The organism is Chitinophaga sp. SVR4-12A, from assembly GCF_056754765.1.
On the sequence record NZ_JBPGWP010000001.1, the window covers coordinates 5,604,342 to 5,630,491 of the forward strand.

16 protein-coding genes are annotated in these 26,150 nt (G+C 50.4%); 14 read left to right on the forward strand and 2 right to left on the reverse strand.

The features are described 5' to 3' along the window. The first annotated feature begins 77 nt into the window (after nt 1-77). The 14 genes from ACR9Y8_RS22815 to ACR9Y8_RS22880 all read left to right on the forward strand — a co-directional run bounded on the left by ACR9Y8_RS22815 (nt 78) and on the right by ACR9Y8_RS22880 (nt 23,710). Nucleotides 78-1,403 carry a citrate (Si)-synthase, eukaryotic gene (locus ACR9Y8_RS22815; protein ID WP_481215564.1) on the forward strand — a complete coding sequence of 442 codons (1,326 nt, stop codon included), beginning with the start codon at nt 78-80 and terminating at the stop codon, nt 1,401-1,403. A gap of 197 nt (nt 1,404-1,600) precedes the next feature. Further along, the gene (recG, locus tag ACR9Y8_RS22820; RefSeq protein ID WP_481216241.1) at nt 1,601-3,694 is read left to right on the forward strand and encodes an ATP-dependent DNA helicase RecG; all 2,094 of its coding nucleotides are present in this window, start codon (nt 1,601-1,603) and stop codon (nt 3,692-3,694) included. A 159-nt stretch (nt 3,695-3,853) separates the two neighbouring features. Continuing rightward, a complete protein-coding gene (locus tag ACR9Y8_RS22825) occupies nt 3,854-7,525 on the forward strand; it encodes a DUF7948 domain-containing protein (protein WP_481215565.1) in 3,672 nt (1,223 codons plus the stop codon). Between the two features lie 239 nt (nt 7,526-7,764). Further along, the gene (locus tag ACR9Y8_RS22830) at nt 7,765-11,430 is read left to right on the forward strand and encodes a DUF7948 domain-containing protein (protein ID WP_481215566.1); all 3,666 of its coding nucleotides are present in this window, start codon (nt 7,765-7,767) and stop codon (nt 11,428-11,430) included. Nucleotides 11,431-11,436: 6 nt separating this feature from the next. Next, nucleotides 11,437-12,459 carry a PorP/SprF family type IX secretion system membrane protein gene (locus tag ACR9Y8_RS22835; protein WP_481215567.1) on the forward strand — a complete coding sequence of 341 codons (1,023 nt, stop codon included), beginning with the start codon at nt 11,437-11,439 and terminating at the stop codon, nt 12,457-12,459. Between the two features lie 134 nt (nt 12,460-12,593). Further along, nucleotides 12,594-13,178, forward strand: a complete 585-nt coding sequence (locus tag ACR9Y8_RS22840) for a hypothetical protein (protein ID WP_481215568.1) — start codon at nt 12,594-12,596, stop codon at nt 13,176-13,178. A 150-nt stretch (nt 13,179-13,328) separates the two neighbouring features. Next, nucleotides 13,329-14,009, forward strand: coding sequence for an HAD hydrolase-like protein (locus ACR9Y8_RS22845; RefSeq protein WP_481215569.1), 681 nt, complete (start codon nt 13,329-13,331; stop codon nt 14,007-14,009). Between the two features lie 154 nt (nt 14,010-14,163). Next, complete coding sequence (locus tag ACR9Y8_RS22850) at nt 14,164-15,291, forward strand: TIGR03364 family FAD-dependent oxidoreductase (protein ID WP_481215570.1); 1,128 nt, start codon at nt 14,164-14,166, stop codon at nt 15,289-15,291. Nucleotides 15,292-15,496: 205 nt separating this feature from the next. Then, on the forward strand, nt 15,497-17,878 hold the full coding sequence (locus ACR9Y8_RS22855; protein ID WP_481215571.1) for an alpha-L-rhamnosidase-related protein: 2,382 nt from the start codon (nt 15,497-15,499) through the stop codon (nt 17,876-17,878). Between the two features lie 433 nt (nt 17,879-18,311). Continuing rightward, nucleotides 18,312-19,010 (forward strand): LOG family protein, encoded by a 699-nt coding sequence (locus tag ACR9Y8_RS22860; RefSeq protein ID WP_481215572.1) that lies wholly within the window; start codon nt 18,312-18,314, stop codon nt 19,008-19,010. Nucleotides 19,011-19,125: 115 nt separating this feature from the next. Beyond that, nucleotides 19,126-19,770 (forward strand): O-methyltransferase, encoded by a 645-nt coding sequence (locus tag ACR9Y8_RS22865; RefSeq protein ID WP_481215573.1) that lies wholly within the window; start codon nt 19,126-19,128, stop codon nt 19,768-19,770. A 112-nt stretch (nt 19,771-19,882) separates the two neighbouring features. Continuing rightward, nucleotides 19,883-21,256 carry a glucosaminidase domain-containing protein gene (locus ACR9Y8_RS22870; RefSeq protein WP_481215574.1) on the forward strand — a complete coding sequence of 458 codons (1,374 nt, stop codon included), beginning with the start codon at nt 19,883-19,885 and terminating at the stop codon, nt 21,254-21,256. Between the two features lie 27 nt (nt 21,257-21,283). Further along, on the forward strand, nt 21,284-21,820 hold the full coding sequence (hpt, locus tag ACR9Y8_RS22875) for a hypoxanthine phosphoribosyltransferase (protein WP_481215575.1): 537 nt from the start codon (nt 21,284-21,286) through the stop codon (nt 21,818-21,820). A gap of 117 nt (nt 21,821-21,937) precedes the next feature. After that, complete coding sequence (locus tag ACR9Y8_RS22880) at nt 21,938-23,710, forward strand: YfbK domain-containing protein (protein ID WP_481215576.1); 1,773 nt, start codon at nt 21,938-21,940, stop codon at nt 23,708-23,710. A 193-nt stretch (nt 23,711-23,903) separates the two neighbouring features. Here the strand turns inward: ACR9Y8_RS22880 and ACR9Y8_RS22885 are convergent, their stop codons facing one another. Both ACR9Y8_RS22885 and dnaJ read right to left on the reverse strand, forming a co-directional pair. Beyond that, the gene (locus tag ACR9Y8_RS22885) at nt 23,904-24,827 is read right to left on the reverse strand and encodes a class I SAM-dependent methyltransferase (RefSeq protein ID WP_481215577.1); all 924 of its coding nucleotides are present in this window, start codon (nt 24,825-24,827) and stop codon (nt 23,904-23,906) included. Between the two features lie 145 nt (nt 24,828-24,972). Continuing rightward, complete coding sequence (dnaJ, locus tag ACR9Y8_RS22890; RefSeq protein WP_481215578.1) at nt 24,973-26,133, reverse strand: molecular chaperone DnaJ; 1,161 nt, start codon at nt 26,131-26,133, stop codon at nt 24,973-24,975. Nucleotides 26,134-26,150: the final 17 nt, after the last annotated feature.

The window sequence follows — 26,150 nt, forward strand, 5'->3', positions numbered from 1 at the left end:
CATACTAACTTAGTTAACAAATCATTACTTTTGACAATTGATCGATTTCGTTTTAACTACCAAACTATCGTATTAAAATGGGGTATATAAAAGAAAAGTTCAAGGTAAAGGCCGACGAGCTTAGCGCAGAAGTCAAGGACCTGTTAAAGAACCATGGCACAAAAAAGATTGATGATGTAACCATTGCACAGGTGTATCAGGGTATGCGTGGTATAACCGGCCTGGTAACAGAAACATCATTGTTAGATGCAAATGAAGGGATCCGTTTCAGAGGTTTTTCCATTCCCGAGCTGCAGGAGCAATTACCGAAAGCACAGGGTGGCAGGGAGCCTTTACCTGAAGGTTTGTTTTATCTGATGCTGATAGGCGAATTACCCACTGAAGCAGATGTACAATACCTGTCCAGCATGTGGGCCCGCCGTTCACACGTACCCAACTACGTTTTTGATGCTATCGAGGCGCTGCCGCTGACCGCTCACCCGATGACCATGTTCACGGTGGGTATCATGGCTCTGCAGACAGAATCTGCTTTTGCAAAGGCTTATTCAGAAGGCATCAGCAAAAAGGATTATTGGAGCCACATGTATGAGGATACCATGAACCTCATTGCCCGCCTGCCCCGTATCGCAGCTTACATCTACCGCCGCAAGTATAAGAACGGCGATCATATACAGCCTAACGGCATGCTTGACTGGGCTGCCAACTTCGCTCACATGCTGGGCTACGAAGATGAAGGCTTCAAAGAACTGATGCGTCTTTACATGACCATCCACTCAGATCACGAGGGTGGTAACGTAAGCGCCCATACTACTCACCTGGTAGGTTCTGCCCTGAGCGATGCCTACCTGTCATTTGCCGCTGGTATGAACGGCCTGGCAGGTCCCCTGCACGGTCTGGCCAACCAGGAAGTGATCCGCTGGATCCTGAGCATGCGCGAAGAACTGGGTGGTGGTATGCCTACCAAATCCCAGATCGAGCAGTATGTACGCAAAACACTGGCAGACGGTAAGGTAGTACCTGGTTACGGCCACGCGGTACTGCGCAAAACCGACCCGCGTTTCACCGCACAGATGGAGTTTGCCAGGAATCACCTGCCGAACGATGAGCTGGTGCGCATCGTATGGATGGTATATGAAACCGTGCCTCCCATTTTACAGGAGCTGGGTAAGGTAAAGAACCCCTGGCCTAATGTGGATGCACACTCCGGTGCGCTGCTGGTACATTACGGACTGGTAGAATATGAGTTCTACACAGTGCTGTTCGGTGTTTCCCGCGCACTGGGCGTACTGGCTTCCCTGTGCTGGGACAGAGCCCTGGGTCTCTCTATTGAGCGTCCGAAATCAGTGACCACCGAGTGGATGAAACTGTTTGTAGAAGGTAAAGTGGAAGCAATAGCAGATTAATCGGGAGTCCATGGTCCATAGTCCATGGTCGATGGACCATCCCGCAAAATAATGTTGTTAATAAAAATAGTCCATGGCTTTGATGTCATGGACTATTTAATTTGAATTAAGCCGGATATTTGAATAGCAGGATATGCTATGGACCATGGACTATGGACCATTGACTAAAATCACATCCCATCGCAACACAAGTAGCAATATTATCCAATCCCATAGAATACCTGAAGGGCGTTGGCCCGCAGCGGGGAGAGCTTTTGCGCAAAGAGCTGAACCTGCACACCTTCGGCGACCTGCTCAACTATTTCCCTTTCCGTTATGTGGACCGCACCAAGGTAGAAAAGATCGCGCAGCTGCACGGCGGTATGGACTATGTGCAGATCCGCGGCCGTATCACTTCGCTGGAGATAATAGGCGAGAAGCGCGGCAAAAGGCTGGTGGCCACGCTGCGTGACGAAACAGGAGAGATAGACCTGGTATGGTTCCAGGGCTGGCAATGGATGCAGAAAGCCCTGCGCGAGCAGGTGGCTTACCTGGTATTTGGCCGCCTCTCTGTGTTCAACGGCGTGCTGCAGATGGCCCACCCTGAAATGGACCTGCTGACGGAAAACATCGCCACCGGTAAACAGTTCCTGGAACCGGTGTATTACACCACTGAAAAGCTGAAAGCCAAAGGGCTAACGGCCAAGGCTATCGGAAAGCTTACTTTCAACCTGCTGGAGCAATTGTCTCCCCTGGAGATCCCCGAGAACCTGCCGGAGCCTGTTATACAGCAATACCGCCTCATGACGCGGCCCATGGCCTTTTTCAAGATCCACCTGCCGCTCAATGAAGAAGAGTCGCAGCAGGCCAGGCGCCGCCTGAAATTCGAGGAGCTGTTCATTTCCCAGGTAAGGATCTGCCGGATCAAGATCAGGCGACATAAGTTATCGCAAGGCTTTGTATTTGAATCTGTAGGTAATTATTTCAACGAGTTTTATAATAATCACCTGCCTTTTGCCCTGACCGGTGCGCAGAAGCGCGTACTGAAAGAGATCAGGCAGGATACCATGAACGGCCGCCAGATGAACCGCCTCCTGCAGGGCGATGTAGGCAGCGGCAAAACCATGGTGGCCTTACTCACCATGCTGCTGGCGGTAGACAACGGCTTCCAGGCATGCCTGATGGCGCCTACAGAAATACTGGCGCAGCAGCATTTTAAAGGCATCGCAGAACTGCTGCAGTCTATGAACCTGACCGTGGCGCTGCTCACCGGCAGTGTGAAAGGCAAGGCCCGCAAAGGGATCCTGGCAGCAGCTGCAGATGGCAGCCTCAATATATTGATCGGTACACATGCCCTGCTGGAAGATGAAGTGGTGTTCCGTAACCTCGGCATGGCCATTGTAGATGAGCAGCACCGTTTTGGCGTGGCCCAACGGGCACGCCTCTGGCAAAAGAATGCGATCCCCCCGCATATCCTTGTGATGACCGCCACGCCTATTCCCCGTACGCTGGCCATGACCATTTACGGCGACCTGGATGTGTCTATTATCGATGAGATGCCGCCCGGGCGCAAACCCATTACCACCGTTCACCGCACCGAGTACCAGCGCCCGCAGGTGATGGATTTCATTAAGGAAGAGATCAGGAAAGGAAGACAGGCCTACATCGTATACCCTTTGATAGAGGATTCTGAAAAGATGGATTATGAGAACCTGATGAAAGGCTACGAAGAGGTAAAGGCGTTTTTCCCCGAACCCCAGTTTTACATCAGTATGGTGCATGGGCGCCAGCCCGCAGAGATGCGGGAAACCAATATGCAGCGTTTTGCCCGTAATGAGACCCAGATCATGGTGGCCACCACCGTAATAGAAGTAGGCGTGAACGTACCCAATGCTTCCGTTATGGTGATCGAAAGCACCGAGCGTTTCGGGCTTTCCCAGCTGCACCAGCTGCGCGGCAGAGTAGGGCGGGGTGCGGAGCAGTCTTACTGCATACTGATGACCGGTTACAAACTGGGAGTAGATTCAAAGGAGAGGATTAACGTGATGGTACAGACCAACAACGGTTTTATCATCTCTGAAAAAGACATGGAGCTGCGCGGCCCCGGCGATATGGAAGGCACCCGGCAGAGCGGTGTGCTGGACTTCAAGCTGGCGGATATCCTGGAAGACCGCCCTATATTGGATGCCGCCCGTACCTCTGCAGAAAAGCTGCTGCAGGAAGATCCCGATCTTGCATTACCCGAAAATCATCCCCTGCGGGAATTTTTAGCTTCGCAACGGGGGAAATCCCAATGGAGTAAAATTTCCTGACAGGATATACGTTAATATAACGCCTATACTAACCCGCTCCGTTTTACGTTGCGTGTTTCGTAAACCGGGTGTAACGTCAAAGGCACATCATACGTTTAACAGATTCCATTTAAAGCCAGAACGCGCGTGTATACATTGAACTTTAAAAAGAAGAATCCCTTGAAAATCACTTCCCTTGCCGTTCTTTTGGGTATTTCGCTGGGCATGCTCCAATACGGTCAGCTGAAAGGACAATCGTCTTCAGCCACTACCAATTTTACGCCCCTGCGGTTTGTAGAGAACAAAGGCCAGTGGAAAGGGGATTTTCTATATAAATCAGATGTGGGGAATTCTTATATCTATCTCAGGAAGAATGGTTTTACCTTTTACCTGCTTGATCCGCAGGGCATGGAAAAGTTGGAAGAGTACTATCACGGGCATTCCCATTCTGCGGAAGGCAAACCTCCCTACGTTAATCCTGATGCAAAAACAGTCGCTAATAATAACGCTATTGCTACTGCCAATACCGGTTCGGCCCAGGCGCCGGGTAATGATCAGCCCCGCCAGCGGCCCGCATTGAAAGCCCATGCCTACATGGTTTCTTTCCTGGGCGCTTCGCCTAACCCTGAAATTGTGCCGGATAAACCAGCAGAAGGGTACAGCAATTATTTTCTGGGCAGCGATTCCGGCAAATGGCAATCCCATGTAATGTCTTACCAGTCAGTAATGTACAAATCACTGTACAAAGGCATCGATATGCAGGTGTATTCGGAAGCCTCACAGCTGAAGTACGACCTCATCGTACATCCCGGTGGGGATCCATCGCAGGTGCTGCTGCAGTATGACGGCGCAGATAAGCTGGAGATACAGAAAGAGCAGCTGGTGGTGACCACCTCCGTAGGCACGGTGATAGAGCAGATGCCTTTTGCTTACCAGTATGTGAATAATGAGCGTGTGTCCGTAAAAGTGAGCTATCGTCTCAAAGGCAACAAGGTTGGCTTTAAAGTGTCTGGTGCATATGATCCTCAGTATCCGCTGGTAATAGATCCTTCCTATGTGTTTTCTGCCGTTTCGGGCGCAAGAGCTGATAACTGGGGCTTTACCGCCACCTACGATGCGCAGGGCAATTTTTACGGGGGAAGTATTTCCTTTTCCCCGGGAAACTACCCGGTTACGCCGGGCGCCGTACAAAACTCTTTCCAGGGAGGAGATTTTGATATCGCTATCACCAAGTTCTCACCTAACGGCCGCACGCAGATCTACAGCACTTATATAGGCAGTGCGGGAAATGAGCAGCCTCATAGCCTGATCGTAGATTCCCAGGGCAACCTGGTTATCAGTGGCCGCACCAATAATTCCCAGGATTTTCCCTTTACAAACAGGGTAGGTACCCCCGGTGGATGGGACATTGCCATCGTGAAGCTCAACGCCACAGGGTCTGCCATCATTGGTGCGCTGTGCATTGCCGGGCCGCAGGACGATGCGGTGAACATACGGGAGGACCGTTTTTCAGGCCCTTTGGGATTGCTTCGCAACTACGGTGATGACGCCCGGAGTGAAGTGGTGGTAGATCCGGCAGACAATGTATATGTAGCCAGCTGTACCCGTTCTTCCACTTTCCCGGTGACGGCAGGAGCCTTTCAGCGCAGTTTCGGCGGCACACAGGATGGGGTAGTGATGCGGCTGAGCCCCGATTGCCGTAGCCTCGTTTGGGCCAGCTTTATTGGGGGCTCAAAAGAAGATGCGGCCTACGTGCTGGCCATCAGCGGCAACACATTATATGTGGCGGGAGCTACTGCCAGCTCCGACTTCCGTACTACGGCCGGGGCACTCTATACGGGTTATCGCGGTGGTATCTGCGATGGTTTTCTGAGCCATATTACGGCAGACGGGACCAGCATGCTGCAAAGCACTTATATGGGGGCCGATAATGTGTCGGCCGATCAGATCTACGGCGTACAAATGGATGCCAGGGGCTTTGTATACATTATGGGCACTACGGATGGCAACTGGCCTATTCGCCAGCCAGCCGGAACAGGGAGCTTCTATAACAACAATTCCAAACAGTTCATATGTAAGCTGCAACCCAACCTGTCTAATTTTGTCTATTCCACCACCTTTGGTAAAAATGACCCTAATCCCAGTATATCACCGGTGGCTTTCCTGGTAGACAAATGTGAGAATGTGTATGTGTCTGGCTGGGGTGGCGGGATCAATATTGACCTGAGGTATCCCAATTCAGGCACGAACGGTTTGCCCACGAGGAAACCGCTGCAGGGTACTACGGACAACGCAGACTTTTACTTCTTTGTGCTTCAACGCGATGCTACAGATGTACTCTTTGCCAGCTTCTTTGGCGGAAACCAGCTATATGAGCATGTAGATGGCGGCACCAGCCGTTTTGACCGTAACGGGGTGATTTACCAGGGTATCTGTGCCTGGTGTTATGAAGGGCCGGGAAGCAAGCCGCGTTACCCCCTTACCGTTCCGGCGCCCACGCCTCCCGGTTGCAACTACGGCGCCCTGAAGATCGCCTTCAACCTGGACGGCGTGAAAGCTGGTATTAAAACACTTGACCGGAGAGATAAATACTGTGTACCGGCTACCATCACCTTTGTAGATACCACCGGTATTGTTGCACAAAGCCGTACCTGGAACTTTGGAGATGGCTCCGCCGATGTGGGTGGGAACCTGGATACTGTTACCCATACTTTTACGCGGGTAGGTAATTACCGGGTGCGCCTGATCAAATGCGATCCCACCAGCTGTAACGGCTGCGATACCGCCTATGCAGACGTGCGGGTACAGGATGACCAGGCCACGGTAGACCTGACCGCTACGCGCCTGCAGCCCTGCGAAGACCTGAACTACCAGTTTACCAATAATTCCCAGGCGCCTGCAGGTAAGCCGTTTACCAATCAATCTTTTATACTGGACTTTGGTGACGGTACGCCGTCAAGAACAGTGGGCCTGGGCACCTGGACGCATGCCTATGCGGCAGACGGGATCTACCGGGCAACACTTACCCTCGTGGATACGAATTATTGTAACGCCCCGCAGGTAGATTCCATCACCCTGCGTGTGGCCGCCAACGTAATAGCCAGTTTTGAAGCGCCCGACCACGATTGTGCGCCTGCCACCATCGCCTTCAATAATACCACCAAAGGCGGGGAAACCTTTACCTGGAACTTTGGAGACGGCAGCCCGCTGTCTAACGATGTTTACCCCACCCATGTTTACCAGAACCCTGGTACCTACACCATTACCCTGCAGGCGGTAGATAACAACACCTGCAACATCCGGGACGATACCTCCCGCACCATCGTTATCAGCGGCGCGCCAACGGCCGGTTTCTCCTACACGCCTACCAAGCCGGAGGCCAACACGCCGGTGAGGTTTGTAAATGAATCTGTTGGGGCGATCAGTTACCATTGGGATTTTGGGGACGGCGAGACTTCTTCCGAGACCAACCCGGTTCATCAGTACAACAAGACGGGCACTTACAATGCGTGCCTGGTGGCCACTAACCAGTTTGGCTGTACGGACACCCTCTGCCAGGAGGTAGCCGCTGTTGTGGTGCCGCTGTTTGATGTGCCCAGCGCCTTTTCTCCCAATAAAGACGGTATGAACGACGTATTGCTGGTAAGAGGCTTCGGCATCGCAAAGCTTAACCTGAAGATCTTTAACCGCTGGGGGCAGCTGGTATTTGAGTCAAACGACCCTTCCGTAGGCTGGGACGGCCGCTTTAAAGGTAACCTGCAGTCAATGGACGCGTATGCTTACTCCGTTTACGTTGAATTCAGCGACGGCACCAAGGCCAATAAGACGGGAAGTATTACTTTGTTACGCTAAAAATAAAGGAGGGGGAGGATAACAATTTTTGCAACGGCGAAAACGTTGTATTATTGTCCTGCCATCCGGCCGGAAACCTCCTAATCTTTTGTTTATGAACAACGCAACCTGCTTGTCCGTTTTTTCGTATAACTTAACTGGTTGAATATAAATGATGCCGGGAATTTGGTAACAATTCACCCCCTTTCCCCGTTAATTGTAGTATATTAGTTAAGGAAAAAAACGTAAAATCTATTCCGTTGAAATTTACTTTCCTTGCCGGTTTTTTGAGTGTTGCTCTTTGGCTCATCTTAGCCCCGGCTCAGGCACAGGAGAACAGTAATTTCACGCCTTTGCAGTTTGTAGAGAACAAAGGCCAGTGGGAAGGAGACTTCTTATATAAAACGGATCTCGGCGGCGGAACCATCTTTCTCAAAAAAAATGGCTTCACCTTTTATCTGTTAAATAAGGATGACTATGTAAGGCTGACAGAATATCTGCACGGCCATGCTGAGCCAAATCGTACTCCTACAGTGGACTATGACGCAAAAAAAGCTACAGGCGTAGCAAACCCTGATCTCTCCGTAAGCAATGGCAAAGAAGTACCCGGTTTTGACAAGCCGCAGAAACCAGTTGTAAGAGGACATGCTTATGAGGTAACTTTCCTGAACGCTGCAGCCAACCCCCAGGTACTACCGGATAAACCGGTTGAGGGGTATAGCAACTATATCATCGGGAACGACTCTACCCGCTGGAAATCTAACGTAAAGTCTTACCAGCGCGTGATGTACAAAGACCTGTATGCGGGTATCGATATGCAGGTGTACTCAGAAGCTTCCCAGCTAAAGTATGATCTGATCGTTCAACCGGGCGCCGATCCGTCCAGGATACAGCTGCAATATAACGGCGCTACCAAACTTCAAATAAGAAAAGAACAGCTGGAGATCACTACCTCCGTTGGCACCACCACAGAACTGATGCCTTATGCATACCAGTACGTGAACAATCAACGTGTGCCCGTTAAGGTGAGTTACCGCTTAAACGGCAGCAAAGTAGGGTTTAAGCTGTCTGGCAATTATGATCCGCAATACCCGCTCATCATAGATCCCACTTATGTCTTTTCCAGTGTATCAGGCTCCCGTGCTGATAACTGGGGCTTTACCGCTACTTACGACAACCAGGGATATTTTTATGGCGGCGGCATCGTATGGGCGCAGGGCTATCCTGTTACCACAGGTGCCGTGCAAAACGCTTTTGCAGGCGGACAGTTCGATATTGGCATCAGCAAGCTTGCGCCTAATGGCCGCAACCTGGTGTACGCCACTTATATAGGCGGCAATGGCGATGAACAGCCCCATAGCCTTTTTGCAGATGCAGGAGGTAACCTGGTGATCAGCGGAAGGACCACTTCCAGCAATTTTCCGTTCACTACTGTTGTAGGCCCCCGCGGGGGATGGGACGTTGCCATCGTGAAGCTGAATGCTACGGGCACGGCCCGCATCGGCTCCATTATCATCGGCGGCAGCGGCGATGATGGGGTGAATATGCGCGAGAACCGGCAAGCCGGTAGCTGGGTATTATTACGCAACTATGGAGACGACGCCCGCAGCGAAGTAGTGCTGGATGGCGCGGGTAACGTATTTGTGGCCAGCTGTACCCGCTCTTCTGACTTCCCGGTTACTGCCAATGTTTTCCAGGGCAGTTTCGGCGGTTCACAGGATGGTGTAGTGATGCGCATCGATCCCAATTGTACCGCCCTGGTATGGTCCAGCTTCATAGGCGGTTCAAAAGAAGATGCAGCATATGTGCTGTCGCTCAACGGAGCCAGCCTGTATGTAGCGGGCGGCACTGCCAGCTCAGACTTCCGCACTACCGGTGGTGTGATCTATGGCGGTTATCGCGGTGGTATCTGTGATGGCTTTATCACGCATATCACCAGCGATGGCAGGAGCATCCTGCAGAGCACTTTCCTCGGCGCTAACAATGTAGCCGCAGACCAGATCTACGGTATACAGACCGATACACGCGGCTTTGTATATGTGATGGGCACTACAGATGGCAGCTGGCCTACCCGTCAGCCGCCTGGTACCGCCACTTTTTATAACGATAATTCAAAACAATTTATAGCGAAGCTGCAGCCAAATCTCTCAGACTTTGTTTATTCCACCACCTTTGGTAAACAGGCCGCAGATCCGAGCCTGTCGCCAGTGGCCTTCCTGGTAGACAGGTGTGAGAATGTGTATGTGTCCGGCTGGGGCGGTGGTATCAATAAATCACTCCGTTATCCTAACTCAGGCACCAGCGGTTTGATCACCAAGAATCCCTTGCAGCGGACCACAGACGACCAGGACTTCTACTTCTTTGTGCTGCAGCGTGATGCCACCGACGTGCTGTTTGCCAGCTTCTTTGGCGGCAATGGTTTGTATGAGCATGTGGATGGCGGTACCAGCCGCTTTGACCGGAACGGTGTGATCTACCAGGGTATTTGTGCCTGGTGTAACGTTTCTGCCAATACGCAGGCAAAGCCGCGTTATCCAACTACACCGGGTGCATACGCCACCCAACCGCCACCCTTCTGTAACCTGGGCCTGCTGAAGATTGCATTCAACCTGGATGGGGTGAAAGCAGGCATTAAAACACTGGACAGGAAAAGGAACTACTGCGTGCCTGCTACCATTACTTTTGTAGACACTACCGGTGTACCCGCGCAGACCTGGACCTGGAACTTTGGCGACGGCAGCCCGGATGTCAGCGGCACACAGGATACCGTTACACATACTTATTCACGGATCGGTGATTATACTATACGCCTCATCAAATGCGATCCGGCCAGCTGTAACGGTTGCGATACTGCTTACACAGATGTGCGCATCCGTGCAGACCAGGCTACGGTAGATATCACTGCAGACAGGCAGCCGCCCTGCGAAGAGCTGCGCTACCTGTTCTCCAACAATTCTGTAGCGCCTGCAGGTAAACCTTTTACTCCAACTTCCTTCCTGCTGGACCTGGGTGACGGCACGCCGCCGGATACGGTTGGTATGGGCGACTTCCCGTATGCACACCGTTATGCGCAGGATGGCATTTACAGGGTACAGCTTACATTGATAGATACCAATTATTGTAATGCACCGCATACAGATACACTGGTATTGCGTGTGGCCGCTAACGTGGTAGCCAGCTTTGTAGCGCCGGATAGCTCCTGCGCGCCGTCTACTATCAGCTTTGACAATACTACCAAGGGCGGTGAAAGCTTTACCTGGAACTTCGGAGATGGCAGCGCGCCTTCTACAGATGCTTATCCCATACATACATACCCGAACCCGGGCACTTACACCGTAAGCCTGCAGGTGGTGGATAACAACACCTGTAACATAACGGATGATACTTCCATCACGATCACCGTGTTTGGGCCGCCTTCCGCTGAATTCACCTTTACGCCGGTGAAGCCGGTAGAAAATACGGCTACTACCTTTGTCAACCAGAGTATCGGCGCCGTCAGTTACCTGTGGGAATTCGGGGATGGACAGGTATCTTCGGAAACAAACCCGGTGCACCAGTACAACAAGACCGGTACCTATGATGTTTGCCTGCTGGCTACTAACGCAGCCGGTTGTACGGACACCATCTGCAAGCAGGTAGCTGCTATTGTAATACCCTTGTTCGATGTGCCAAATGCTTTCTCGCCCAACGGAGACGGCATGAACGATGTGCTGATGGTACGCGGCTTCGGTATTGCAAAATTCAACTTTAAGATCTTCAACCGCTGGGGACAGCTTGTATTTGAATCCAACGATCCCACTGTAGGCTGGGACGGCAGGTTCAAAGGCACAGTACAACCCATGGACGCATATGCATTCGTAGTAAGCGTAGAGTTCAGCGACGGGACGACAGCCAATAAGACGGGAAATATCACTTTGTTAAGATGACGAGCCATGAAGCAGCAAGTAAAATATTATTTAGCCGGTATCGTATTGTTGTTCACAACTGTACAGGTTACCGCGCAGGATCTGCATTTTTCGCAGTTCTTTAATTCCCCCCTTACCACCAACCCTGCTAACACAGGCTTTATTCCGGATGGTAATTACAGGGTAGGTATTAATTACCGTAACCAGTGGGCCAGCATTCCGGTGCCTTATAAAACGATGTCGGCCTTTGCCGATTTCCAGCTGTTTCGCGACAGGCTGGAATATGGCTGGGTAGGTGTTGGCGGCGTTGTGCTCCGCGATGTGGCGGGTAGTGGCAACCTTACCTCTACCAAGGTGTACGGATCGGTGGCGTATCACCAGTTGCTGGGGCAAAGCAGCCTGCTTTCCCTCGGGTTTAACATGGGATCGGCCAGCAAGCGGGTGGATATCGCCAAGCTGACATTTGGCGATCAGTGGAATGGTAAGTTCTTTGATTCGCAGCTGCCTACGGCAGAACCTATCACGCAGTCGAAAGTAAATTACTTTGACATACAGGTGGGCATGAACTATGCTTACTTCCCTACGGATAACATTTATATCAATGGCGGCCTTTCTGTACAGCACGTGAACAAGCCGCATGAAAGTTTCTATGAAGGCAATAACCAGATAGACCGCCGCTATATCGGCTTCCTGAATGGTATCTTTAAGGTGAGCGATAACGTGATCGTTAACCCGGGCGCTTATTATGCCCGCCAGGCAGGATCAAGGGAGATCGTAGCAGGCGGCAACGTAGCTTACAATCTTTCAGGCGATGGTACCAAGCAGGTATTTGGCGGCGCTTATCTGCGCTTCAGCGATGCCGCAGTATTCCTGGTAGGCTATGAGATCTCCAGGGTAAGAATGATGTTCAGCTATGATGTCACCACTTCGCAGCTGGCTAATTCCAACGGCCGCCGTGGCGCTTACGAGATCGGTATTGTGTATACAGGGCTTTATCCCAACCGTGCTTTCAGTGGCGCCCGCAGGGCTACTTTATGTCCTTCCTTCTAACAAATGCAGCACGCAGAACGCTTAATGTTTAACGCGCCGGTATCAGGCATTCGGCGTTAGGCATTAAGCGTTCCGCGTTAATATTCTATCTTTGCGGGTAGTATAGTTACATACCACATAAACACAAGAAAACTATGAAACGTTTGCTTTTATGCCTGTTATTACTGGGTGGTATCCGGTTGGCCCATGCACAGTATTATAAAACGGATACCGCTTCCCGGAAAGGCTTTGATCCTTCCAGGATGATGATAGGGGGCTCGCTCGGGCTTGTATTCGGCGATTATACTAACATCAATGTGTCTCCCCTGATAGGCTATCGTTTTTCTGATATGTTTGCTGCAGGTATTAACATTAATGCGCAGTATGCATCGGAAAAGGATAAGTATGCCAGCGGCGAAACTATGTTCCGCTACCAGTACACTGTTTTTGGCGGCGGGGTATGGGGCCGTTTTTATCCCCTGGAAATGTTGTTCCTGCATGCACAACCCGAATACAACCATGTAAGCGAGAAGCTGACAGATTATACGGTGGATCCCAAGCTAACCAGCAAGTCCAGCTACGGTGTATCCAGCCTGCTGCTGGGCGGCGGCTATTCCCAGCCTTTAGGCTCGGGCTATTCCGCTTTTTATATCATGGTGCTGTATGATGTACTGCAGAATGTACGTTCTCCCTATCAGAACCGCCCGCAGATCACGATGGGCTTTAACGTAGGCTTGTAACCTCACTGAAAACATATGGAAAGGGATAAGGCGATAAATGGCCTTATCCCTTTTTTATGTACTTTATCCTAATGTTAAATAGTTTATAAATACTAAACCGTTTGGCCAGGCTTCCCTACCTTTGTGCCCATCTAAAAGACTGGTTTGACCATGGACATACAATTAGCAGTGTTCGATATCGCAGGAACTACCCTGCATGATGAATCCAATGTAGGCCTGGTATTACAGCAAGTGATCCGGGAATATGCAGGAGTAGCCGTATCCCTGCCAGCGGTAAATGAGGTAATGGGTTATGCAAAGCCCCGGGCCATCCGCTACCTGCTGGAACAACAGCAGGTTGCACGGTATAATGATCCGGCCTTTATTGACAGCCTGCACCAGCACTTTGTACAGCAGATGAGCGATCATTACCTGCATCATGAAGGTGTGCGTGAAAAGAACGGCGCAGGCGCGGTATTGAGCACACTGAAACAGCGTGGAATTAAGATCGCATTAGACACTGGCTTTGACCGGGCCATTACTGATATTATCCTGAAAAGGGTAGGCTGGCTAAACAATGGAGTGATAGATGCGGTGATTACCAGCGATGAAGTTCCGCAGGGCCGCCCCTATCCTTATATGATCTATCGCGCTATGGAACAGCTGGGTGTTCGCAGTATTCAACAGGTAGCCAAGATAGGTGATACCTTGTCTGACCTGGAAGAAGGCACCAATGCAGGCTGTCCCTTTGTGATCGGCATCACTACCGGCGCTTATTCAAAAGCAGCGCTACAGGAAGGACCGCATACGCATCTGGTGGATGCACTGGAAGAGATCCTGGATATTATTTAAATGTTTGAGGTTTGAGGTTTGAGGTTTGAGGTTCGTTAAATGTTAGAAGTCTGATGCATGCTCCAGGCCTGACACTTGCCGTCAATCTCCAACGTCTAACGAACCTCAAACCTCAAACCTCAAACTTCAAACCTCAAACTTCAAACCTGGATTAATGAAACACGCAGATATCGCCGTTATCGGCGCTGGTATAGCAGGATTGGCTACTGCCTATCAATTTGCCAGACAGGGTAAGAAGGTGGTGATCTTTGAGCGTAACAGCCGCGCGCTGGGCGCTTCTATCCGCAACTTCGGACTGGTATGGCCTATTGGCCAGCAGGCAGGGGAGCATTACTCCCGCGCCATGGCCAGCCGCCGTATCTGGAAAGAGTTGGCAGCTGTCACTGGCCTGGAATGCAACGAGACGGGCTCACTGCACCTGGTATATGAGAAAGATGAACTGGCCGTATTAGAAGAGTTTGTGCAGGCAGCGCCTGACAATGGCTATAGTTGTGAGCTGTTAACACCACAACAGGTGGGTGTGCGTAGCAGCGCCGTAAAGACTGCCGGTTTGCTGGGCGCCATGTACAGTCCTACGGAAATGACCGTGAACCCACGCGAGGCCAGCGCACGCATTGCCGCCTGGCTGGAGCATGAGCTGCAGGTAACACTGCGTTTCAATACGGCTGTTAACGGCATCTCCATGCCCTTCATCAATACCAAAGAAGAATCCTGGCAAGTAGATAAAGTATTTCTCTGCAGCGGCGCTGATTTTGAAACCCTGTACCCACAGGAGTTTGCAAACACAGGTATCACCAAGTGCAAACTGCAGATGATGCGTACCGTGCCACAGCCAGGCAACTGGCAGCTGGGACCTGCCCTCTGTGCAGGCCTTACCCTGCTGCACTACAGCGCATTCAACACCTGTACCAGTTTACCGGCACTGCGGCAACGCATAGAAAAAGAAATGCCGCAATACCTGCAATGGGGCGTGCACGTACTGGTATCACAGAACGGAGCAGGAGAGCTGACCATCGGCGACTCCCACGAGTACGGCCCTGACTTTGCACCTTTTGACAAGGAATTCATTAATGACCTGATCCTGCAATACATGCATACTTTTCTCCAGGCGCCTGCTGTTACCATACAGGAGCGCTGGCATGGCATCTATCCCAAACTGACCAATGGCCAAACGAACCTCGTGCTACAACCGGAAAAAGATGTTATCATCATTAATGGTCTTGGAGGAGCGGGGATGACATTGTCGTTTGGACTGGCGGAAGAAATCGCCAATAGTTTGTAGTTTGTAGTTTGAGGTTTGAGGTTTGAGGTCTCAGGTTCGTTAAAAGTTCCATGTTAGTGACAAGTGTCACGCCTGGGGCATGCATCAGACTTTTAACATTCAACGAACTTCAAACCTCAAACCTCAGACCTCAAACCTTAAACTATAGGACACTATAGGACAATTATCCTGCATTAATGCTTATCTTTCTAAGCAAATTCCACGTATGCAGCGATCTCTCTTGCAGGTACTCTGTTTGTTCTTTTTACTATCCCTCAGGCTGTCTGCACAGGACTTGCCGCGGGTGAACCCGTCATTACTGAAAGGTCCCTGGAAATCTTCCTGGATAGCTGCCCCGCAGGCTGCACAGCGTGATTACGGTGTTTATCATTTCCGTAAGACCATGGAGCTGGTGAACCAGCCGGAACATTACATAATCCATATTTCTGCCGACAACCGCTACCGCCTTTGGGTGAATGGAAAACCTGTATGCAGCGGTCCTGCCCGTGGCGATCTTTATAACTGGAATTTCGAAACCGTGGATCTGGCGCCTTACCTGCGTCCCGGTCGTAATGTGCTGGCGGCGCTGGTCTGGAACATGGGCGTATACGCGCCGGTGGCCCAGGTATCCAACCAGACAGGCCTGGTAATACAGGGCGATACCGGCGACGAAAAGGCCGTTAATACAGACAAAACCTGGAAAGTATACATTGATAAAGCTTATCAGCCCTGCTCTATAGATAACGGGCCACGCCTGCACAGCTACATGGTGATCGGTCCTGGCGACCAGGTAAAGGCAGCGGACTATCCCTGGGGATGGGAGCAGCCGGACTATAACGATAACACCTGGCCTGCAGCAGTTTCTGTCAGCACCCCGGTACCGGTGGGCCAGGGCTCTGATAACCTGTGGTGTCTCACGCCGCGTACTATCCCGCTGATGGAAGAAACGCCGCAGCGGCTGCTGAAAGTACGAAGGGCGGAAGGTATTACGGCCGCAGATAATTTCCTGGGCGGTGGTCAACCGCTCACAATACCTGCCAATAAGAAAGTAAGCCTCCTGCTGGATCAGACCTTTAACACTGTGGCTTATCCCGAACTGACTGTCAGCAAAGGCGCGGGCAGTAGCATTAAGATGACGTATGCAGAAGCCCTGTTCAATGCACATGGAAAGGGCAACCGCAATGAAATAGAAGGCCGCGAGATCAGGGGGAATTTCGATGTGTTTGAGCCCGATGGCGGCAATAAACGCCTGTTCCGCCCACTGTGGTTCCGTACTTACCGCTACCTGCAGCTGGACATCACTACAGGCAATGAGCCTCTGATACTCGAAGATCTGCAGGGCATGTATACCGGTTACCCTTTTGTACAGAAAGCCAGCTTCTCCAGCAATGATACCTCCCTGAAAGCGATATGGGATGTGGGATGGCGTACGGCAAGGCTATGTGCCGGTGAAACCTATTTTGACTGTCCATACTACGAGCAGCTGCAATATGAAGGAGATACCCGTATACAATCACTCATATCATTGTATGTTACGGGAGATGATCGCCTGATGCGTAAGGCCATTCATGACTTCTACTGCTCCCGTGTACCGGAAGGCCTTACACAGGGCCGCTATCCGAGTAACCGGCTGCAGGTGATCCCGCCTTTTTCGCTGTATTGGGTATCGATGGTGTATGATTACTGGATGCACCGTAAGGATGATGCTTTTATACGGCAATATCTTACCGCCATGCGTGGTGTGCTGGACTGGTACGAAAAACATATCGACAGCAGCAAAAATATGCTGGGGCCAATGGACTGGTGGGGCTTTGTTGACTGGAACCATGCCTTCCCGAATGGTACGCCTGATGGAGCTACAGATGGTAACTCGTCAGTGATTACGTTGCAGTATACCTACACCTTACAACAGGCTGCAGCATTGTTTGCGCATTACGGCCATCAACAGGAAGCGCAGCATTATAAGCAGCTGGCAGCAACCATTAACCAGGCTGTTTATGAACGCTGTTTTGACCAGGGCCGTAATGAAATGGCTAATACGCCTGAACGTAAAACGTTCAGCCAGCATGCCGGCATTATTGCTGTGTTGGCAGGCGCCATACCGGCCGACAAAGAAAAGACCGTATTGCAACGGGTGCTCGAAGACAGCACACTCAGCCAGGCCACTTTCTACTATCGTTTTTATCTGAACCAGGCATTGAAGAAGGCGGGCATGGCATCGTTGTATTACGAGCAGCTGAAGCCGTGGCGGGATATGCTGCAGATCGGACTGACCACCTTTGCAGAAAATCCTGAGCCTACACGCTCTGACTGTCATGCGTGGAGCGCCAGCCCAAATTATGATTTCCTGGCAACCATCTGTGGTATCATGCCCGACAGTCCCGGCTTTGAAGCCGTGAAGATCCAACCTGCTATGGGCGCGCTGCAGGAAGTATCTGGCACCATGCCGCATCCGAAAGGGGATATAACGGTAAAGCTTAAACGAATGGGAAGCGATGGCGTATCGGCAGAGATCACTTTACCGGAAGGCCTCAGCGGTAGTTTTATATGGAACGGTAGCATACGGGCATTGAAGAACGGAAAACAAAACTTTTTAATAAAAAATTAGGATATAAGGAACATTATTATTAATTTTTGATAAAACCACGTTATTATGCATCAGGCAGATCAGTGTTTCATCACTTTCTAACCCGTTTTAATTCTTTTCTAATAGCACCAAAAGAGTTTTCTGTACGTGAAGGCATGTGCATAATATACCGGTTTTACGGCTTCCGTCTATAGCAAAAAATTATAGCTGACTTTGGATAAAGATAATGCAGCGCTTATTGAACATAAGCGACTGCACGTTCATAACGTGTTAAATGTACAGCAGGTTTCTATCAAGTTACCTGCTCTTTTTTTATCAGGTTGTTAGTGGTCAGTTAACAGTTATCAGTTGTAAATTGACGATAATCGCAAAACTTCAATCACTGACAACTGTTGGCTGGCAACTGACAACTGAAAATTTCGCTAAATTGCTGTCCTGATAAACATATTGAAAGATGAATGGCACTTTAAAAAACCTGAAGGAGAGAGATTGGACGGAGACTAAAGCCCACTCCAGCTGGCAGATCTTCAAGATCATGGCAGAGTTTGTAGAAGGCTTCGAGGCCCTGGCCAAAATGGGGCCCTGTATATCGGTATTCGGGTCTGCCCGTACCAGGCCGGGTAATAAATATTACGACCTTACCGTGGAAATAGCCCGCCGCCTGGCAGAAGACGGGTTCGGCATTATCTCCGGCGGCGGTCCCGGTGTAATGGAAGCGGCCAATAAAGGTGCCCAGCTGGGTAAAGGAAAGTCTGTAGGCGTTAACATTACCCTTCCGCATGAACAGTATCCTAATTCTTTTGTGGACCACGACAAGAACCTGCACTTTGATTACTTTTTTGTGCGCAAGGTAATGTTCACCAAATATGCGCAGGGCTTTGTGATGATGCCCGGAGGCTTTGGCACCATGGATGAATTTTTTGAAGTGGCCACCCTTATTCAAACCAAAAAGATGACGGAAACGCCGATGGTGCTGGTGGGTAAAGAGTACTGGAGCGGCCTGCTGGACTGGATCCGCACCGTGATGATGGAGAAAGAGAGCAATATCAGTCCGGAAGATCTTGGTCTGCTGAAGCTATTCGATACGGCAGATGAAGTGGTGGAATATTTCCGTGTATTCTACACTACCAACAAGTTAAGACCTAATTTCTAATAAGTATAGCAGCTGCTGAATGCTCAATGCCGGGCGCCTGATATAAGGGCGTTGGGCCTTGAGCATTCAGCTTTTTAGCATTTTTCCGTAGGTTTGCAGAAATTTTTCCTTGCATATGGACGTTATTCCTGTAGCGGTAGAAGCATATGCGGATAAGTACAGCAGCCCTGAAAGCAATGTACTGAACCGCCTGAACCGTGAAACATACCTGAAGGTGGAGCAGCCACACATGCTGAGCGGCCACCAGCAGGGGTTGTACCTCACCATGGTCAGCCAGATGTTGCAACCGCGCCGCATATTGGAAATAGGCACTTACACCGGGTATTCAGCCATATGCCTGGCCCAGGGACTAAGTGCCGACGGACTTTTATATACACTTGACATCAACGAGGAGCGCGAAGAGATGTGTAAACGCTATTTTAAAGAAGCCGGCCTTGAACAAAAGATCCAACTCCGCATAGGCAAAGCGGCCGATATTATTCCCCAGCTACAGGAAACATTCGACCTGGTGTTCATCGATGCCGACAAACAGGGCTATGACCAATACTACGATTTGGTGTGGGATAAGCTGCGTCCCGGTGGTATGATACTGGCCGATAACGTGCTTTATCATGGCGAGGTGCTGCAGGAAGAGCAGCAGCAAAGTGCCAACGCCAAAGCCATGGTAAGGTTCTGCGAAAAAGTAAAAGCAGACAACAGGGCTACGCAGCTGCTGCTTACCATCCGCGACGGATTGTTGATGATCAGGAAAAACAACTAACTCAACAACATACTATTTACTATCCCATTAAATTTTCATCATGCGAGTAAGAAAATTTTGTTTAGTGGTTAGTTTTCTTATTGGCTGCATGCCTCTGTTGAAAGCACAAACCATGACCACACAGCAATATATTGCCAGGTATAAGGATATTGCTGTAGACGAGATGCGCCGTTCGGGCATCCCGGCCTCTATCAAGCTGGCCCAGGGGATCCTGGAAACGCAAAGCGGTAACGGCTGGCTGGTGCTCAACTCCAACAACCATTTCGGGATCAAGTGTAAGAACAACTGGGTAGGAGAGACCGTTAACTATGATGACGACGCCCGGCAGGAATGTTTCCGTAAATACGGCAGCGCTGCAGATTCTTACCGCGATCATTCCGCCTTTCTGAAGAACAATCCCCGCTACGCTTTCCTGTTCCAGTTTGACCCGGAAGATTATAAGTCCTGGGCCTATGGCCTTAAACAGGCCGGTTATGCTACCAGCAGAACCTATCCGCAGCAGCTTATCAAAATAATTGAAGACTACAACCTGGAGCAATACACGGAGGAAGGAATGGGAGTGGCAAGAACTACGCCTGTTGAAAATAACAATCCTCGTCCCGGTGTACAGGATCGTCCTGCCAGCAGCAAGCCGGTAGCATCCGCCAAACCACCTGTGAAGCAGCCTGCCGTAAAGCAGTATCCCAGGGGACAGTTTGAGATCAACGGCCGTAAGGTACTCTACCTGCCCGCAGGCACATCGCTGATCCAGGTGGCCAGCGAGCAGCACATCCGCCTCAGCAGGTTGTTGAAATACAACGATCTTTCCAGCGATGCGCCGCTGACTTCCAATATGCTCATCTTCCTGCAAAAGAAAAGCAAAAAGGGTAAAGACGATTTTCATGTAGTGGCGGCGGGAGAAACCATGCATGCGGTAGCCCAGGCAGAAGGCATCCAGATAAAGTGGCTGCGCAGGCGTAATAAACTGCATGAAGGAGAGGAGCCGGCAGCCGGTGAGAAGCTGGCCCTTGACGGTTATGCCAGTAACACGCCCCGCCTGGCAAAAGGATCTAAAGCCAAAGAGGATGAAGAAGCTGAGAACTACTCGCTCAGCAAAGAAGGACAGGGTGTAAAAGAGGAACCGGAGGAAGAAGTGGTTGTTGCTCCGGCAGCGCCTGCCCCTGCACCGGCCTCCAATAATACCAGCGGCATACCATCCGGAATGATAGAAGATTTGAAGAAGCTGGGAGAGGGAAATACATCCGGTAGCAGCACCGCCCAGGGTCCTGCCAGACCAGTGCCTGCTCCGGCCCCTGCACCGGTGAAGCCTGCTGCGCAGCAACAGGCACCTGCACGGGGCATCCTGCAATATCATGATGTACAGCCGAAAGAAACGGCCTATGGCATTGCCAAACGCTATAATATCACCATTGAGCAGCTGCAGCAATGGAATAACCTGCCCGGCACCGACATCAAGATAGGTCAACGCCTGCTGGTAGGAAAATAAACAACAATTGCTAAAACAGATATCCGCATGTCGATCATAAAAGTGCACGATAAACAGTTCCAGCCTTATATCGGCGCAGAAGAATTACAGCTTCGTATACAGGAAATGGCCGCCCAGATCAATAAAGACCTGGAAGGGGAAAAGCCTTTGTTCATCGCCATCCTGAACGGCTCATTCATGTTTGCCGCCGATGTTTTCAAATACCTGACCATTGAGGCAGAGATCTCTTTCATCAAGCTGGTATCTTATAAAGGCACTAAATCTACCGGCAACGTGGTCACGTCTATCGGCCTGGATGAAGACCTGTATGGCCGCACCGTAGTGATCCTCGAGGATATCGTAGATACAGGCAAAACACTCCATCAGTTCCTGCCGCAGCTGGAGCACCAGCAACCTAAAAAACTGATGATCGCAGCGCTGCTTACAAAGCCCGAAGCGCTGCTGCATCCTATCAAGATCGACTACCTGGGTTTTTCTGTGCCCAATAAATTCCTCCTGGGTTATGGCCTTGATTATGATGGTCTCGGACGTAACCTTCCCGAGATCTATCAGCTCATCGAGTAGATAATTAATAATGAATAATTAATAATTAACAATAAGGGCACTACCACTAACAGGACGGAACACCTGTGCTGCCACTATTAATTATTCATTATTCATTATTAATTATTAATTTTAGTCATGCGTGAGCTGCTAGCTTTGCTTTTCTGCATATTATCCACTGTACCAGCGGGCGCACAAACAACATGGGTAACGGGAGCGGTAGAAGACAGCATAACCCATAACCCTCTGCCCGGGGTAACCGTGAGCGTTGTGAATGATACGGTTAAGGTAGTTAGTAACTCCTATGGCCTTTTTCGTATAGTCATACCCTCCGGCGGCACCCATCTTTTGTTTGAACTGCCGGGATATAGCAGCCGCACCATAGCCATAGAGCGTTTCAGCCGTATGCTGGTGGCGCTGGTACCGAAAGACAAAGAAAAGTCATCCAGCGAGCTCGCGATTGCCAAAGCAAAAGCCAAAGCCAGGTTTGCCCATAGCTCCAATCCCAATTACGGCAACACCGGTATGGGCATCAACACCTTCTTCGATGAAACTTACGGCACCATTTACGAGAACAAGTTTGTAGAGACGATGAAGAGCGCTACTTCCAATTTTGCCCTGGATGTAGACCGCGCCGCATATAGCAATATCCGCCGCTTTGTACGCCTCAAAGAACATGTACCTGCGGATGCTGTGCGCATCGAGGAAATGGTGAATTACTTTCATTACGATTATCCTCCTCCTGATAGCAACCAACTACTGGCCATTCACAGTCATTATGCGGTTTGTCCCTGGGAGCCTAAACATAACCTGCTGCAGATAGCTGTACGCGCCAAACAGGTGGATATAGACAGCCTCCCCGCCAGTAACCTGGTATTTCTGATAGATGTATCAGGCTCTATGGGCACGCAGAATAAACTGCCGCTGCTGCAGGCGGCCTTCCGTGTGCTGGTGAATAACCTGCGCCCTAATGATCGCGTAGCCATCGTAGCTTATGCAGGTACGCCGGGCATTGTGTTGCCTGCTACCAAAGGAGATCAGAAAGAAAAGATCCTGAACGCGATTGATTACCTGAGCGCAGGCGGCGCCACTGCAGGAGAAGCGGCTATTAAGATGGCGTACCAGATCGCGGTGGAGAACTTCATCCCCAATGGCAATAACCGCGTGATCCTGGCTACTGATGGTGACTTTAACGTAGGGCAGACCAGCGATCATGAAATGGAGGAACTGATCATGCAAAAGAAGGAAAGCGGTGTACTGCTCACCTGTCTTGGTTTTGGCATGGGCGATTATAAAGATTCCAAGCTGGAAGCATTGTCCAGCAAAGGCAACGGCAACTTTGCCTATATCGATAACCTGGAGGAAGCCAACAAGATCTTTGCCCGTGAATTTGGCAGCACGCTCTTTACCATTGTGCAGGATACCAAAGCCCAGGTATGGTTCAATCCGGCTGTAGTGAAGGCTTACCGTTTGATCGGTTATGAAAATAAAGTGTTGAAAGAAGATAATACCACCGGCGATAAAGTGGTAGGAGGCATTATCGGGGCTGGCCATTGTTCTGTAGCGTTGTATGAGATCATTCCCCGGGATAGTACTGCTGCTGCAGAAGACAGCGTACTGGGCGAGGTAAAGCTCTGGTACCGCCAGCCTGCTGATAGTGTTACGCTTACCATGGATTATGAGATCCCCGGTAAGGTCACTGCTTTTCAAGATGCTTCAGATGATTTCCGTTTTGCCAGTTCTGTAGCTTTATTGGGAATGTTACTGCGTAAATCCGGTTATAAGGGCCAGGGCAATGCAGCTATGGTAACGTCTATAGCTAAGAAGTCACTAGGGCCTGATAAAGGCGGCTACCGCAAGGAGTTTTTGAAATTGGTGAAGGAGTTGAAGAAGACGGACAATGTGAAGTAGTGAACATCATGCAAATTCGAGCTGGGTAAGCTCTCTGCCCAATGCCTTTACCTACCGGCAGATGGTCAAAATTTTGTGCTTTTTAGATAAGAAAAAAATATCCTTTACTTCAGAGTAAGATCTCGGAAGCGCCCCGATATTAAGTAATTGGATGGATAGAAAATCTTAATCGGCTGTTAACAATTACCTGCCCTCACTTCACAATCTTATAACACTTCCTGATCATCTTCTGCTGAAAATCAAACGGCAAGGTTTGCGCCGTAATATCCTTGATGCTGCTGGCTTTTATCTGATCTTCCTCCAGCACAAAACGGCGATAGTTATTGCTGAAATAAATAACGCCACCGGGTTTGGTAGCCTGTAATACTTTATTCAGCATGCTCACATGATCCCTTTGTATATCCAGGAAATCCTTCATGCGCTTACTGTTGGAAAAGGTAGGCGGATCTACTACCACGAGGTCAAAAGTGTTGGGGGATAGTGTATCCAGGTATTGCAGTACATCAGCGTGTACAAAATGATGGGCACGAAGATCAAAATCATTGAGGCGCATATTGTCTTCAGCCCAGGCCAGGTATGTTTTTGAGAGGTCTACCGAAGTAACGCTGCTTGCACCGCCGGCTGCAGCGTATACGGAAAAGGAGCCGGTATAGCAGAAGAGGTTCAGCACCTGTTTGTCTTTTGCTTCCTCCCGCACAAGGCTGCGGGTGATGCGGTGATCCAGGAACAGGCCGGTATCCAGGTAGTCGCTGAGGTTCACTTTAAATTTGAGCCCGGCCTCATGAACGGTCATCTCATGTTTTTCAAAAGAAAGCTTCTCATACTGCGCCTGTCGGTTCTGTTTACGTTGACGCTGTTTAATGAAGATGTTTTCTGAAGGCATCTCCAGTATACGGGAGATCACTTCTATACAGCTTTCCAGCCATTCTTCATGCTCCTCTTCCGTCATACCGTGGCGGCGCTGGTATTCGGCCACGTACACACATTGTTCGTAGATCTCAATGCTGAACGGGAATTCCGGGATATCATCATCGTACACACGGTAACAGGTGATCTCCTGTCGGCGCGCAGTTTTGCGCAGGTGGCGGAAGACCTTAGCCAGCCTGTTCTCGAACATTGTTAGTTTGGTGGGAGCCGTCATAGATTGAAAGAGTCCATAGTCAATGGTCCATGGTCCATAGCATATGCCTTCAGGATCAGTAACTTGTCTTTCTGGTAAACGCCATGGACCATGGACCATCGACCATGGACTATATTTATTATCAGCTGAATATATCCCTTACTTTCTCGAAAAATCCTTTTTCAGATTTCTCGGGATTGGGCTGGAAGTTCTCTGCCTGTTGCATTTTTTCCAGCATGGCTTTCTCATCGGCGGTGACATTCTGCGGCGTCCACACGTTCACGTGTATCAGCTGATCGCCTTTCTCGTAAGAGTTCACAGAGGGGAAGCCTTTGCCTTTGAGGCGGAAGATCTTGCCGCTTTGTGTGCCGGGCGGTACCTTGATTTTAGCCTTTCCGTCGATGGTAGGTACTTCCACCTGGGTGCCGAATACGGCGTCGGGGAAGGAGATATGCAGGTCAAAGGCTACGTTCAATCCATCGCGATGCAGCTCCGGATGTGGTTCCTCCTCTATCAGGATCAGCAGGTCGCCGGGGGCGCCGCCTCTTTCACCGGCATTGCCTTTGCCGCTCATGCTCAGCTGCATGCCTTCACCTACACCCGCCGGGATGTCTACGCTGATCATTTCTTCGCCGTAAACGCGGCCTTCGCCTTTACAATGGCCGCATTTGCTGGTGATGATCTGCCCCTCGCCCTGGCAGGTAGGACAGGTAGTAACGGTTTGCATCTGGCCCAGGAAGGTTTGTGTAACCTTTCTTACCTGGCCCGAGCCTCCGCAGGTGTTACACGTCTGGAAGGCATTTTTATCTTTAGCGCCTAGTCCGTTACAGTGGGAACAAGGCACGTGTTTCTTTACTTTGATCTTCTTGTTGGCGCCTTTGGCGATCTCCTCATAGGTGAGGCGGATCTTTACCCGCAGGTTGGAGCCCCTGGTACCCCGGCTGCGACGGCCGGCCGCGCCACCGCGGTTACCGCCAAAGAAGCTGCCGAAGATGTCTTCGCCGAAGATGTCGCCGAAGTTGGAGAAGATGTCCTCCATGTTCATGTTGCCGCCGCCATAACCGCCGCGACCAGCACCCGTTGCCGCATGGCCAAAACGGTCATACTGAGCGCGCTTATCCGGGTCACTCAGCACTTCGTAGGCTTCTGCAGCCTCCTTAAATTTCTCTTCCGCTTCCTTGTTATTCGGGTTCCTGTCAGGATGGAACTGCATCGCCACTTTACGGTAAGCCTTTTTTATTTCATCCTGGGAAGCAGATTTGGCAACGCCCAGTATTTCGTAATAATCTCGCTTGGTAGACATGCTTTATCGCTTGAAGC

What these genes read in the sequence shown, in the direction of transcription:
- ACR9Y8_RS22815 (WP_481215564.1), top strand. Translation starts at nt 78, where the DNA reads ATGGGGTATATAAAAGAAAAGTTCAAGGTAAAGGCCGACGAGCTTAGC.
- ACR9Y8_RS22835 (WP_481215567.1), top strand. Translation starts at nt 11,437, where the DNA reads ATGAAGCAGCAAGTAAAATATTATTTAGCCGGTATCGTATTGTTGTTC.
- ACR9Y8_RS22840 (WP_481215568.1), top strand. Translation starts at nt 12,594, where the DNA reads ATGAAACGTTTGCTTTTATGCCTGTTATTACTGGGTGGTATCCGGTTG.
- ACR9Y8_RS22845 (WP_481215569.1), top strand. Translation starts at nt 13,329, where the DNA reads ATGGACATACAATTAGCAGTGTTCGATATCGCAGGAACTACCCTGCAT.
- ACR9Y8_RS22850 (WP_481215570.1), top strand. Translation starts at nt 14,164, where the DNA reads ATGAAACACGCAGATATCGCCGTTATCGGCGCTGGTATAGCAGGATTG.
- ACR9Y8_RS22855 (WP_481215571.1), top strand. Translation starts at nt 15,497, where the DNA reads ATGCAGCGATCTCTCTTGCAGGTACTCTGTTTGTTCTTTTTACTATCC.
- ACR9Y8_RS22860 (WP_481215572.1), top strand. Translation starts at nt 18,312, where the DNA reads ATGAATGGCACTTTAAAAAACCTGAAGGAGAGAGATTGGACGGAGACT.
- ACR9Y8_RS22865 (WP_481215573.1), top strand. Translation starts at nt 19,126, where the DNA reads ATGGACGTTATTCCTGTAGCGGTAGAAGCATATGCGGATAAGTACAGC.
- ACR9Y8_RS22870 (WP_481215574.1), top strand. Translation starts at nt 19,883, where the DNA reads ATGACCACACAGCAATATATTGCCAGGTATAAGGATATTGCTGTAGAC.
- hpt (WP_481215575.1), top strand. Translation starts at nt 21,284, where the DNA reads ATGTCGATCATAAAAGTGCACGATAAACAGTTCCAGCCTTATATCGGC.
- ACR9Y8_RS22880 (WP_481215576.1), top strand. Translation starts at nt 21,938, where the DNA reads ATGCGTGAGCTGCTAGCTTTGCTTTTCTGCATATTATCCACTGTACCA.
- ACR9Y8_RS22885 (WP_481215577.1), bottom strand. Translation starts at nt 24,827, where the DNA reads ATGTTCGAGAACAGGCTGGCTAAGGTCTTCCGCCACCTGCGCAAAACT.
- dnaJ (WP_481215578.1), bottom strand. Translation starts at nt 26,133, where the DNA reads ATGTCTACCAAGCGAGATTATTACGAAATACTGGGCGTTGCCAAATCT.